Source organism: Streptomyces collinus (genome assembly GCF_031348265.1).
Taxonomy (GTDB): Bacteria; Actinomycetota; Actinomycetes; order Streptomycetales; family Streptomycetaceae; genus Streptomyces; species Streptomyces collinus.
This window is the reverse complement of sequence record NZ_CP133771.1, coordinates 3,648,023-3,661,146: the sequence shown is the minus strand read 5'-3', so window position 1 is coordinate 3,661,146 and position 13,124 is coordinate 3,648,023. Positions and strand designations below refer to the sequence as shown.

Genomic DNA, 13,124 nt, shown 5'->3' with positions numbered 1-13,124 from the left:
CCGCGTCCGCCGCCCCTGGGAGGATGGGAGCGTGATCGGAACCCTCGTACTCGCAGGCACCCCCATCGGCGACATCGCGGACGCCCCGCCCCGGCTCGCCGAGGAACTGGCCGGAGCCGATGTGATCGCCGCCGAGGACACGCGGCGGCTGCGCCGTCTGACCCAGGCACTCGGCGTCACGCCCAAGGGGCGGGTCGTGTCGTACTTCGAGGGCAACGAGTCCGCCCGGACGCCGGAGCTGGTCGAGGAGCTGGCCGGCGGGGCACGGGTGCTGCTCGTCACGGACGCGGGGATGCCGTCCGTGTCCGACCCGGGGTACCGGCTGGTCGCCGCCGCGGTCGAGCGGGACGTGCGGGTCACCGCCGTGCCCGGGCCGTCCGCGGTGCTCACCGCGCTCGCGCTGTCCGGACTGCCGGTCGACCGGTTCTGCTTCGAGGGGTTCCTGCCGCGCAAGGCGGGGGAGCGGCTGGGGCGGCTGCGGGAGGTCGCCGAGGAGCGGCGGACGCTCGTCTACTTCGAGGCTCCCCACCGGCTCGACGACACGCTGGCGGCGATGGCCGAGGTCTTCGGGGCCGAGCGGCGGGCCGCGGTGTGCCGGGAGCTGACCAAGACGTACGAGGAAGTACGGCGGGGCGGGCTCGGGGAGCTGGCCGCGTGGGCCGCGGAGGGGGTGCGCGGCGAGATCACCGTCGTGGTGGAGGGGGCGCCGGAGAAGGGGCCCGAGGAGGTCGGTCCCGAGGAGCTGGTGCGGCGGGTCCGGGTGCGGGAGGAAGCGGGGGAGCGGCGCAAGGAGGCGATCGCCGCGGTGGCGGTGGAGGCCGGGGTGCCGAAGCGGATGGTTTTCGATGCCGTGGTCGCCGCGAAGAACGCACCCTGAGGGCTGTGTGTGGCTGAGCACGCGGTTTCCCGCGCCCCCGGGGTGGGGGGCGTAAGCACCCTCTGAGCAGGGCGCATGTCGGATGAGCGTGCGCCCCATGGGTGGGCAAAGCGCAAGGGGTGCAACGGCAAGGGACGCCCAAATCGGGGCCAACAGTCGACAGGTCTGCTGCCATCGGTCCGGCCGAGGAGTCCACTGGGTTGCGGGGACGGAATCGTCCTCACGCCACAGCGGAACAGGAGCTGGCATGAGTGAGATCGCAGGGCAGACCGGGCTCCGCGCCGGTGCGAGCGCAGTCGTCAACGAGTCCTACTCGTTCGCCTGCATGCGGTGCGGGCACGGCTGGGAGCAGTCGTACGAGATAGAGCACCATAAGGACGCCGCGGGTCACGAGTTCGTCCTCTACGTCGCGGACGGCAAGGTGGTGCCCTCCCCCTTGAGCAAGCCCGAGTGCCACCACTGCGACAGTCACGTCGTGCGGATCATGCGGCCCGGGCGGGTCGCGTCGGCGCGCGACGCGGCGCACCGGCCCTCCCGCGTGCCGCCGCCCGCCGGGCCCGTGGACGTACCCGCGGCAGCGGACGGGGCCGACGGCGAGGAGCGCGAGCACCACCACTGGCACCTGTCCGACCTGCTGCACCCCTTCCAGCGCAAGGCGAGCTGACCCGTCCGGCTTCCCTTGTCGGTACGCCCTCCCCGGCCCTCCTCCATCGGGGAGGGCGTACTCCTTTCGTAGGATCGGGGCATGCCTTCGAACACCTCCGGCCGCCAGGACAAGAACGCGGCCCCGCCCCTCCCGGAGCCCCTCCGGGTCCCGGTTGCCGACTCCCACACCCACCTGGACATGCAGTCCGGCACGGTCGAGGAGGCACTGGCGAAGGCGGCGTCGGTCGGAGTGACGACGGTCGTGCAGGTCGGCTGCGACCTCAAGGGCTCCCGGTGGGCGGCCGAGACGGCGGCGGCCCACGACGCCGTCCACGCCACGGTCGCCCTGCACCCGAACGAGGCGCCCCGGATCGTGCACGGCGACCCCGACGGGTGGTCGCGGCAGGGCGCCCGCGAAGCCGGCGGCCGGGCCGCGCTGGACGAAGCCCTCGCCGAGATCGACCGGCTCGCCGCGTTGCCCCAGGTCAAGGGCGTCGGCGAGACCGGCCTCGACTACTTCCGCACCGGCCCCGAGGGCAAGGACACGCAGGAGCGGTCCTTCCGCGCCCACATCGAGATCGCCAAGCGCCACGGCAAGGCCCTGGTCATCCACGACCGCGAGGCCCACGCCGACGTCCTGCGCGTGCTGAAGGAGGAGGGCGCCCCCGAGCGGACCGTCTTCCACTGCTACTCCGGCAACGCCGAGATGGCGGAGATCTGCGCGAGCGCGGGCTACTTCATGTCCTTCGCCGGCAACGTCACCTTCAAGAACGCCCAGAACCTGCGGGACGCGGTGGCCGTGGCCCCGCTGGAGCTCCTCCTCGTGGAGACGGACGCGCCCTTCCTCACCCCGGCGCCCTACCGCGGACGGCCCAACGCCCCGTACCTCGTGCCGGTCACCGTGCGGGCCATGGCCGAGGTGCGCGGCATCGACGAGGACACGCTGGCCACGGCGCTCGGCGCCAACACCGCACGCGCCTTCGGGTACTGACACCGGCCACACGACTGTGCGTAGCCGCGTCGCTTTGGAGAGTGACGAACGCTCCGCTAGGTTCTGGGGGCCCGATCCGGACCCCTCTGGACCCCCTCCGGCCCCTGGAGCGTGTCGGCGTGAGCAACTCCCGATACGAGACGCACGAGAAGACGTACGAGGCGTACGAGACGTACGAGACGTACGAGGCGTACGGCCCGGCCTACGCCGACCCGGTGTACGGCGGCGGCTTCGACGCGCCGCCGGCCGATCTGCGCAGCGCCGGGACGCTCGGCTGCGGGACGCCCGGGATGCCCGGGGCACTCGGGACGCCCGGGGCCTACGCGGACACCTACCGGCCGGCCTACGAGGCGCCGCCCCGGCCCGGACTGCCCCGGCAGGGTGCCCCGGACGACGGGCCGGCGCCCGGCTCCGTCGAACAGCCGGGCCGGGGCCCGGGCGCGCACGCCGGATCGCGTGCCGCGGCGCGCACCGGCGCGCACCGAAGATCCGCACGCCGGCGCAGGGCGCGCTACGCCGAGCCCCTGGACAGCCCCATGCGACGGCTCCTCCCGCAGGCCCTGGTCGTCGCCTTCCTGGCGGGCGGCACCACGGCGTTCGTCGCCAAGGACAAGGCGATCGAGCTGAACGTCGACGGCAAGGCGCGCACCATGCACACCTTCGCCGACGACGTCACCGAGCTGCTCGCGGAGGAGGGCGTCGAGGTGGGCGCCCATGACGTGATCGCGCCCGGGCCCGGCACGGAGATCAGCAGCGGCGACGAGGTCGCCGTGCACTTCGCCCGTCCCGTGCGGCTCACCCTCGACGGGCACCGGCGTGAGGTGTGGACGACCGCCCACACGGTGGAGGGAGCGCTGCGGCAGCTGGGTGTGCGACAGGAGGGCGCGTACCTGTCGGCGTCGCGCTCCCGGCGCATCGGACGCGAAGGGCTCGCCCTGGATGTGCGGACCGAACGCACGGTCACGATCATGGCGGACGGCCGTGCCCGCACCGTGCGCACCAACGCCGCGACCGTACGGGAGGCCGTGGAGGGGGCCGGGATCACTCTGCACGGCCAGGACACCACGTCGGTCCCGCAGGGCAGCTTCCCGCGCGACGGGCAGACCGTGACCGTGCTGCGGATCACGGCCGGAAAGGAGGTCCGCGAGGAGCCGATCCCGTTCCAGGTGCGGCGCACGGAGGACCCGGACCTGTTCCGGGGCACGGAGGTCGTGGAGCACGCGGGCGAGCCGGGCCTGCGCCGGGTCACCTTCTCCCTGCGCTCGGTCAACGGCGTCAAGCAGAAGCCGCGCCGGATCGGGTCCGAGGTGGTGCGCGAGCCGCGCCCGCAGGTGGTCAGGGTCGGCACCAAACCGCGCCCCGCCTCCGTCGAGGGGGCCGACCACCTCGACTGGCAGGGCCTCGCGGCCTGCGAGTCCGGCGGCCGGCCCGACGCGGTCGACTCTTCGGGCACCTACGGCGGCCTCTACCAGTTCGACACCCGCACCTGGCAGGACCTCGGCGGCAGTGGCCGCCCCCAGGACGCCCCGGCGGCGGAGCAGACGTACCGGGCGAAGAAGCTGTACGTGCGGCGGGGGGCCAGCCCCTGGCCGCACTGCGGGGCACGGCTGGGCGGATGAGCGGGCGGACAAGGGGGGAACCGAACCCCCGTACCCTTGTCCCGTGACCAGCAGCCCCACCTCCGACGCCCTTCTGGGCCCCGCCGACGTCCGCGAGCTCGCGGCAGCCCTCGGCGTGCGCCCGACCAAGCAACGCGGACAGAACTTCGTGATCGACGCGAACACCGTCCGCCGGATCGTCCGCACCGCACAGGTCCGCCCCGACGACGTGGTCGTCGAGGTCGGCCCGGGCCTCGGGTCGCTCACCCTCGGGCTGCTGGAGGCCGCCGACCGGGTCACCGCCGTGGAGATCGACGACGTGCTCGCCGGTGCGCTGCCCGCGACCATCACGGCCCGCATGCCCGAGCGCACCGACCGGTTCGCCCTGGTCCACTCGGACGCCATGCACGTCACCGAGCTGCCGGGCCCCGCCCCGACCGCGCTGGTCGCCAACCTGCCCTACAACGTGGCCGTGCCGGTGCTGCTGCACATGCTGGAGACCTTCCCGACCATCGAGCGCACCCTCGTCATGGTCCAGGCGGAGGTCGCCGACCGGCTCGCCGCGCCGCCCGGCTCGAAGGTCTACGGCGTCCCCTCGGTCAAGGCCAACTGGTACGCCGAGGTCAAGCGCGCCGGTGCCATCGGGCGGAACGTGTTCTGGCCCGCGCCCAACGTCGACAGCGGCCTGGTCTCCCTGGTCCGCCGGAGCGAGCCGCTGAAGACGACCGCCGCCAGGCGCGAGGTGTTCGCCGTCGTCGACGCGGCGTTCGCCCAGCGCCGCAAGACGCTGCGGGCCGCGCTCTCCGGCTGGGCCGGATCCGCCGCCGCGGCGGAGGAGGCCCTGGTCGCCGCCGGGGTCTCGCCGCAGGCCCGGGGCGAGTCGCTGACCGTGGAAGAGTTCGCGCGTATCGCCGAGCACAAGGCGAACCGGCACCAGGAGAAGGAGCCCGCGTGAGCGTCACGGTCCGCGTCCCGGCCAAGGTCAACGTCCAGCTGGCGGTCGGCGCCGCTCGCCCCGACGGCTTCCACGACCTCGCCAACGTCTTCCTCGCGGTCGGCCTCTACGACGAGATCACCGTCACCCCGACCGACGAGCTCCGCGTCACCTGCGACGGCCCCGACGCCGACCAGGTCCCCCTGGACCGTACGAACCTGGCCGCGCGGGCCGCCGTGGCGCTCGCCGAACGGTACGGCCGCAGCCCCGACGTGCACCTCCACATCGCCAAGGACATCCCCGTCGCCGGCGGCATGGCGGGCGGCAGCGCGGACGGCGCCGGCGCCCTGGTGGCCTGCGACGCGCTCTGGGGGACCGGCGCCTCCCGCGAGGAACTCCTGGAGATCTGCGCCGAGCTGGGCAGCGACGTGCCGTTCAGCCTGGTCGGCGGCGCCGCCCTCGGCATCGGGCGGGGCGAGCGGCTGACGCCCCTGGAGGTCGGCGGCACCTTCCACTGGGTGTTCGCGATGGCCGGGCGGGGCCTGTCCACCCCGGCGGTCTTCCGCGAGTTCGACCGGCTCGGCGAGGGCACGGACATCCCCGAACCCGTCGCCTCCGGGGAACTCCTCGCCGCCCTCGCCAAGGGCGACCCGGACGCGCTCGCCGCCGCCGTATCCAACGACCTCCAGCCGGCGGCCCTGTCCCTCTTCCCGGAACTCGCCGGCACCCTGGCCGCGGGCCGGGCCGCCGGCGCGCTCACCGCGCTCGTCTCGGGCTCCGGCCCGACCACCGCGTTCCTGGTCCGCGACCCGGAGTCGGCGGCCGCGGTGGCACAGGCGCTGCTCGCGTCCGGGACGTGCCGGACGGTGCGTACGGCGTCGGGCCCGGCGCCCGGCGCGACGGTGGCTGCCGCCGGTTAATCGCGTGCCCCGGCAGCGGCCGGGTGTCTAGGCTCCCCCGGGTCGTCGACGAGGGGGAGTGCAGACGTGGAGCGACTGGCCGAGGCCGTGCGGCGCGGAGACCCGGACGAGGTCCGCGCCCTGCTGGAGGACGGGGCCGACCCCGACACCCTCGTGGCGGGCCTGCCGGTCCTCTGCCTGGCCGTGGCGGCGTACGACACGGACGTCGCCGATGCGCTGCTGCAAGCCGGTGCCGACCCCCTGCGCCCGCTGCCCGACGGAAGCACCCCGCTGACGCGCGCGGTGGACGGCGGGTCGCACCTGCTGGCCCTCGCGCTCGCCACCGGACGGACACCGCTCACGGCACCGGCGCGCGCGGACATGCTGGCCCGGGCCCGGCGGTGGGCCGAGGCGGGCGCGGAGACCGAGCTGCGCCGCATCACCGGCCTCAGCGGGCCCGTCGAGCGGATCCGGGTCGAGGACGACGAGATCGGCTGCTGGTGCGAGCAGCTCACGCTCGGCCCCGTGACCGTGCGCGACGAGCACCGGGCCATCCTCACGTCCATGGAGGTCCGGTACGGCCTCCGCACCCCCTTCGACGAACTGGTCGCGCGGGCCCTCGCCCACCCCGACCGGGACCACGTCGTGTGGTGCGACGTCGTGTTCACGCTCGGCCGCCGGCTGGAGGAGGAGACCTGGCAGTGGACCAGGGACCTCCTCAACCACCCCGACCGGCTGCACCGCCTGCTCGCCGCGGAGATCCTTATGTCCCTGATCCTCGGCGACGCCGTGCGGGACAGATATCCGTTCTGGGAGCGGGGCAGGGAGCTGGTGCCCTGGGCCGAACAGGAGGAGGACCCGGAGGTACTGACCGCCCTCCTGAACGCGATGACCCACGACAGCGCCCCCGAGATCGAGGCCGTAGGACTGTCGCACCTCACCCACCCGGACCCGAGGGTGCGCGCCCAGGTGCCGGACACCCTGGAGCGCTCCGAGGACGGCCGCTCCCAGGTCCGCCCCGAGGGCCTCGCCATGGTGCTCACGCTGGCCGGTGACGAGGACCCCGGCGTGCGCGAGGCCGCGTGCCGCTGGCTCGGGCACTACCGGGGAAGCGAGCCCGAGGTGGGGGACGCCCTGGCCGTCCTCACTCGTGACGAGCGTCAGGAGATCCGCATCGACGCCGTGTCCGGCCTGGCCTACCGCGACGATCCGCGCTGCGTGGAGGCCGAGCACCGGATCGGTCCCCGCGACCCGGGGCTGCCGTTCGACGAGAGGCTGATGGACGTGTGGCGCTACCAGCGCCGCCGGGAAGCGGCGGACGGCGGCTGACCGCCCCGGCCGGAGCACCCCCGCGCGCGACTACCCTGGGGGTCGATCCATCCCCCTTGGCAGGAGAGTAATGGCCGTCAACCTGGTCAATGTCGAGAACGTCAGCAAGGTGTACGGCACCCGCGCCCTGCTCGACGGCGTCTCCCTCGGCGTCTCCGAAGGGGAACGCATCGGTGTCGTGGGCCGCAACGGCGACGGCAAGACCACGCTCATCCGCATGCTCGCCAAGCAGGAGAGCGCCGACACGGGCCGCGTCACCCACTCCGGCGGGCTGCGCCTGGGCGTACTCACCCAGCACGACTCCCTCGACCCCGGGGCCACCGTCCGCCACGAGGTCATCGGCGACATGGCCGACCACGAGTGGGCCGGCGACGCCAAGGTCAGGGACGTGCTGACCGGCCTGTTCGGCGGACTCGACCTGCCGGGCTTCCCCAAGGGCCTGGACACCGTCATCGGCCCGCTCTCCGGTGGTGAGCGGCGCCGGATCGCGCTGGCCAAGCTCCTCATCGAGGAGCAGGACCTGCTCGTCCTGGACGAGCCCACCAACCACCTCGACGTCGAGGGCATCGCCTGGCTCGCCCGGCATCTGCAGAACCGCAGGTCGGCGCTGGTGTGCGTGACCCACGACCGGTGGTTCCTCGACCAGGTGTGCACGCGCATGTGGGACGTCCAGCGCGGCGACGTCTACGAGTACGAGGGCGGCTACTCCGACTACGTCTTCGCCCGGGCCGAGCGCGAGCGCATCGCCGCCACGGAGGAGGCCAAGCGGCAGAACCTCGTCCGCAAGGAGCTGGCCTGGCTGCGCCGCGGTGCGCCCGCCCGTACGTCCAAGCCGCGCTTCCGCGTCGAGGCCGCCAACGAGCTCATCGCGGACGTGCCGCCGCCCCGGGACAGCAGCGAGCTGATGAAGTTCGCCTCCACCCGGCTCGGCAAGACCGTGTTCGACCTGGAGGACATCACCGTCCAGGCGGGCCCCAAGGTCCTCCTCAAGCACGTCACCTGGCAGCTCGGACCCGGCGACCGGATCGGCCTCGTCGGGGTCAACGGCGCCGGCAAGACGTCCCTGCTGCGGGCCATGGCCGAGGCCGCCCGGTCCGACGGCGAGACCCAGCCCGTCGGCGGGCGCGTCCGCGTCGGCAAGACGGTGAAGCTGGCCTACCTCTCCCAGGAGGTCGCCGAACTCGACCCGGCCACGCGCGTGCTGGAGGCCGTGCAGCAGGTGCGCGAGCGCGTCGACCTCGGCAAGGGGCGCGAGATGACCGCCGGGCAGCTGTGCGAGACGTTCGGCTTCGGCAAGGAGAAGCAGTGGACGCCCGTCGGCGACCTGTCCGGCGGTGAGCGCCGCAGGCTCCAGCTGCTGCGCCTGCTCATGGACGAGCCCAACGTCCTCTTCCTCGACGAGCCCACCAACGACCTCGACATCGAGACGCTGAACCAGCTGGAGGACGTCCTCGACGGCTGGCCCGGCTCCATGATCGTCATCTCCCACGACCGGTTCTTCATCGAGCGCACCACCGACCGGGTGTTCGCGCTGCTCGGCGACGGCGCTCTGCGCATGCTGCCGCGCGGCATCGACGAGTACCTGGAGCGCAGGCAGCGCATGGAGGAGGCCGCGGCCGCCTCGGCCCCCGCCGCCGTGTCGCAGTCCACCGCTCCGGAGAAGAGCGCCGCCGACCAGCGCGCCGCCAAGAAGGAGCTCCAGAAGATCGAGCGGCAACTCGACAAGGTCTCCGAGAAGGAGACCAAGCTCCACGCCCAAATCGCCGAAAACGCCACGGACTTCGCGAAGGTGGCCGAACTGGACGCCGAGCTGCGGGAGTTGGCCGGTCAGCGCGAGGAACTGGAGATGCGCTGGCTGGAACTGGCCGAGGACGCGTGAAGGGTGCGTGAAGGCGCATAACGAGGGCATCACGGGCCGGTCCTCCCTTGGGAACAGGGGGTGATCGGCCCGCTGTGCTGTCGGAACCTGGTGATACAAAGAGTCGTCTTAGAACTTTATGAAGCGACTCTGAGCCCATCGTGTACCTCAGGGCGTGGCTAAAAATCAGTGATCGAACGGGGGAGCCGCTGATGACTCAGCCGCCCAGTCAGCCACCGCACGGTGGCTTCGGAGCACCGCAGAACCAGCCGCCGCAGGGCGGTGGTTACGGGGCGCCGCAGACCCCGCCGCCGCCCCAGGGCCCGCCCCAGGCGCCGCCGCCCCCGCAGGGCCCGCCGCAGCCGGGGTACGGCTACCCGCAGCAGCCCGGTCCGTACGGGCAGCCGGGACAGCCGGGGCCGTACAACCCCGGCCCCTACGGCCCGCCGCAGCAGCCGGGGCCGTACGGCCAGCCCGGCTACGGCTACCCGCAGCAGCCGCAGTACCCCGGTGCGCCCGGCACCCCGCCCGGGGGCGGCTCGAACAACCCCTTCAGGGGCAAGCCCGCCCTGATCATCGGCGCCGCGGTCGCCGCGCTGCTCGTGGTCGGCGGCACCGTGTGGGCCGTCACCGGCGGCGACGACGGCAAGGGCAAGAAGAAGCCCGTCGCCCAGAAGACCGACGACGCCAAGCCCGGCTCCTCCGCCCCGGTCAACCCCGGTGACGGCAGCGGCGACGGCGGCGAGGACCCCGAGGACCTCAACGCGGGCCGCCAGGCCGGCGAGGCCAAGGTCCTCTGGTACAAGGAGGCGCCCGACGCCCCCGGTTCCGGCGCCGACGCCGATGGCATGTGGATCACCGGCAAGACCGCGGTGAAGGCCGCCTACAAGCAGCTGTCCGCGTACAACGTCGGGGACGGCAAGCCCTCCTGGGACGCGATCACCTTCCCGCAGAAGATCTGCGCGACGACACCGCAGAAGACGTCCGACGACAAGATCGTCGTCGCGTACATGAGCGGCAGCAGCGACCGCGCCAAGTGCAACCAGCTCCAGGAGATCGACCTCGTCACCGGCGAGAAGGGCTGGAAGGAAGAGGTCGCCGACGGCGCCCTCTTCGACTCCGTGCTCTCCGTCGAACTGTCCATCACCGGCAAGACGCTGATGGTGGGCCGCTCCCAGTCCGGCACGGCCTACGACGTCACCAACGGCGACAAGCTCTTCGACAAGAAGAAGTACGGCAACGCCTGCTTCCCCGCCGCGTTCGCCGGCGGCGAGAAGCTGATCGCCGTCTCCTCCTGCGGTGCCGGGACCGACAAGGAGCACGACGAGGTCCAGGAGCTCGACCCCAAGACCGGCAAGGCCAGGTGGACTCAGCCGTTCGACAAGGGCTGGCGGGTCGCGCGCACCTACTCGGTGAGCCCGCTGGTCGTCTACAGCACCAACGAGGACAAGAAGGCCTGGAACATCTCCACCTTCACCTCCGGCGGCAAGTTCCGCTCGCAGGTCGCCTTCGACGAGGACTTCGCCCCCGAGTGCGGCTGGGCCATCCTCGAACGCGACCTCACGGGCTGCGAGGGCGTGGCCGCCGACGACTCCACGCTCTACCTGCCGACCAAGGCCACCACCGGCGCCAACGAGATCGTCGCCATCGACCTCGCCAACGGCAAGGAGAAGTGGCGCGTTAAGTCCCCCTCAGACGAGTCGATGCTGCCGATCAAGACCGAGGGCGGCAAGCTCATCGCCTATGTGGAGCCGTCGTACGACGCGGGCGGGCAGATCGTGTCCATCCCGACCGGCGGTGACAGCCACAAGCCGTCCAAGCTGCTGCAGAACCCCCAGGGTGCCGCGGACATCGAGAACAGCTTCTTCTCCAAGGACATCGACTGGGCCGACGGGCGCTTCTACATCTCGACGACCCGGCTGAGCGGAAACGACGACACGAAGGAGAAGTTGATGCTCGCCTACGGCAAGTGACTCTTCCCCTTCCGCATCCTCCTTCCGCACTCCGCCAGTCGTCCGTCCCCTTCCCCGAGGTACCCACGCCATGACCCAGCCGCCGCCCCCGCCGCCCCAGCAGCCCCCGCAGGGGGGCGGCTTCGGGCCGCCCCAGGGCCAGCCGCCGCAGGACCAGCCGCCGCAGGACCAGCCGCCGCAGACCCCGCCGCCCGCGGCCGGGCCGAACCTCGGCAAGGCTCCTGAGCCGGGGTACGGCTACCCGCAAGCGCCGCAGGCACCGCAGACGCCTCCGCCGGCCGCCCCGCAGAACCCGCCCCAGCCTCCGGCGGGTTACGGGTACCCGCAGGGCGCTCCGGCGCCCCAGCCTCCGCAGGCCCCGCAGACCCCGCCCGGCTACGGCTATCCCGGTCAGCAGCCGGGGCCGTACGGGCAGCCGCAGCAGGCACCGTACGGGCAGCCGGGGTACGGACAGCCGGGCTTCGGGCAGCCGGGGTACGGGCAGCAGCCCGGTTACGGCTATCCGCAGCAGCCGACCATGCCGTACCAGCCGCAGGCCGGGCAGCCGGGCGGCGGCAAGAAGCTCAACGCGCAGATGCTGATCATCGTCGCCGCGGTCGTGGCGATCGCGCTGATCATCGGCGGCGGCGTCTGGTACGCCTCGTCCGGCAAGGACGAGGGCAAACAGAACGACACCGCCGGTCAGAGCGGCGGCACCGGCGGCACGGACGACGACAACGGCGGCACCACCTCCGGCAAGGAGAAGGCGCCGTCCGACCCCAGCGCCAAGGTCCTCTTCCAGGTCCCGGCGCCCGAGGTGAAGAACGACAGCACGGTCGTCGTCTCCGGCTCGTGGCTCACCGACAAGGCGTACGTCAAGAGCGGCATCGCCCGGATCGTCGGCTACGACCGCGACAAGGGCGGCGAGCTGTGGAAGATCCCGCTGGCCGGCCCGGTCTGCCAGGCCAGCCGCCACGTCACCGACGACAACCTGACGGCGGTCCTCTACCAGCCGGCGATGCCCACCAAGGCCGACCCCTCGCACGGGTGCAGCCAGATCGCCCTCATCGACCTCGACGCCGGCAAGAGGCTGTGGACCAAAACGGTCAAGACCGGTGACCAGCTGATCAACTTCGACAACATCACCCTCAGCGGGAAGACCGTCGCCGTCGGCAGCACCAGCGGCGGCGCCGCCTTCGACGTCTCCGGCAAGCTCCTGTGGAGCCCGAAGCCGGCCGACTCCTGCTACGACGCCGGGTACGGCGGCGGCGACAAGCTGGTCGCGGTGCGCAAGTGCGGCTCCTACGACCAGCGGCAGCTGCACATCCAGACCATCGACCCGAAGTCCGGGAAGGTGATCTCGGAGTACAAGATGACCGAGGGCATCGAGTACGCCAGCATCGTGTCGACCAACCCGCTGGTCGTGGCCGCCGACGTCGGCGACTCCGCGGGCGACGGCAGCGGCATCTCCGACTTCTTCTCCATCGACAGCAGGACCGGCAAGCTGCGCACACGCATCTCCGCGCCGGGCGAGCAGTTCGCGGCCCGCTGCGAGGGCATCACCCGCGTCGAGGCCTGCAACCTGCTGGCCGTCGGCAACGACCGGCTGTATCTGCCGACCGAGGAGCACGACGGCACCGGCAAGTACAGCCAGACCAACGAGATCGTCGCCTTCGACCTCGCCACCGGCAAGCAGACCGGGCAGCGGGCCGACGCGGGCGACGGCTACACGATCTCGCCGCTGCGCATGGACGGCGGCAACCTGATCGCGTACAAGCGTCCCCCGTACGACAAGGGCGGACAGGTCGTGAGCATCTCCGGCACCGGCTTCAAGGAGACGACGCTGCTGCAGAACCCCGCGACGGACGCCGTACGCGACGTGGAGACCAGCATGTCGCCGGAGTACTCCGAGTTCCTCTACGCCGAGGGGCACCTCTTCATGTCCAAGGTGTACGCGAGCAAGCGGTCGACGGTGCGGGAGAAGGAGTACCTTGCGGTCGGCTTCGGAACGAGCTGATCATCTGGTGATCGACTGATGTTC

Annotated in this window: 10 protein-coding genes; all 10 read left to right on the top strand. The window is 72.4% G+C overall.

Annotated elements, in window-relative coordinates; translation table 11 throughout:
- Window positions 1-31 precede the first annotated feature (31 nt).
- The 10 genes from rsmI (at window position 32) to RFN52_RS16360 (ending at window position 13,100) form a co-directional block, all read left to right on the top strand.
- The gene (gene rsmI / locus RFN52_RS16405; RefSeq protein ID WP_184847239.1) at window positions 32-877 is read left to right on the top strand and encodes a 16S rRNA (cytidine(1402)-2'-O)-methyltransferase; all 846 of its coding nucleotides are present in this window, start codon (window positions 32-34) and stop codon (window positions 875-877) included.
- 247 nt (window positions 878-1,124) lie between these two features.
- Complete coding sequence (locus tag RFN52_RS16400) at window positions 1,125-1,541, top strand: hypothetical protein (protein ID WP_184847238.1); 417 nt, start codon at window positions 1,125-1,127, stop codon at window positions 1,539-1,541.
- An 81-nt stretch (window positions 1,542-1,622) separates the two neighbouring features.
- A complete protein-coding gene (locus RFN52_RS16395) occupies window positions 1,623-2,513 on the top strand; it encodes a TatD family hydrolase (RefSeq protein ID WP_184847236.1) in 891 nt (296 codons plus the stop codon).
- A 119-nt stretch (window positions 2,514-2,632) separates the two neighbouring features.
- Window positions 2,633-4,132 (top strand): ubiquitin-like domain-containing protein, encoded by a 1,500-nt coding sequence (locus RFN52_RS16390; RefSeq protein ID WP_184847234.1) that lies wholly within the window; start codon window positions 2,633-2,635, stop codon window positions 4,130-4,132.
- A 43-nt stretch (window positions 4,133-4,175) separates the two neighbouring features.
- Entirely contained in the window at window positions 4,176-5,066 is an 891-nt protein-coding gene (gene rsmA / locus RFN52_RS16385) for a 16S rRNA (adenine(1518)-N(6)/adenine(1519)-N(6))-dimethyltransferase RsmA (protein WP_184847232.1), read from the top strand.
- Window positions 5,063-5,965, top strand: coding sequence for a 4-(cytidine 5'-diphospho)-2-C-methyl-D-erythritol kinase (locus RFN52_RS16380; protein ID WP_184847230.1), 903 nt, complete (start codon window positions 5,063-5,065; stop codon window positions 5,963-5,965). The genes rsmA and RFN52_RS16380 overlap by 4 nt, the downstream gene beginning before the upstream one ends.
- A 66-nt stretch (window positions 5,966-6,031) precedes the next feature.
- A complete protein-coding gene (locus tag RFN52_RS16375) occupies window positions 6,032-7,273 on the top strand; it encodes an ankyrin repeat domain-containing protein (RefSeq protein ID WP_184847228.1) in 1,242 nt (413 codons plus the stop codon).
- 70 nt (window positions 7,274-7,343) lie between these two features.
- Window positions 7,344-9,152 carry an ABC-F family ATP-binding cassette domain-containing protein gene (locus tag RFN52_RS16370; protein ID WP_184847226.1) on the top strand — a complete coding sequence of 603 codons (1,809 nt, stop codon included), beginning with the start codon at window positions 7,344-7,346 and terminating at the stop codon, window positions 9,150-9,152.
- A 191-nt stretch (window positions 9,153-9,343) separates the two neighbouring features.
- On the top strand, window positions 9,344-11,104 hold the full coding sequence (locus RFN52_RS16365) for an outer membrane protein assembly factor BamB family protein (protein WP_184847224.1): 1,761 nt from the start codon (window positions 9,344-9,346) through the stop codon (window positions 11,102-11,104).
- A 70-nt stretch (window positions 11,105-11,174) separates the two neighbouring features.
- Window positions 11,175-13,100 carry an outer membrane protein assembly factor BamB family protein gene (locus tag RFN52_RS16360; RefSeq protein ID WP_184847222.1) on the top strand — a complete coding sequence of 642 codons (1,926 nt, stop codon included), beginning with the start codon at window positions 11,175-11,177 and terminating at the stop codon, window positions 13,098-13,100.
- Window positions 13,101-13,124 lie beyond the last annotated feature (24 nt).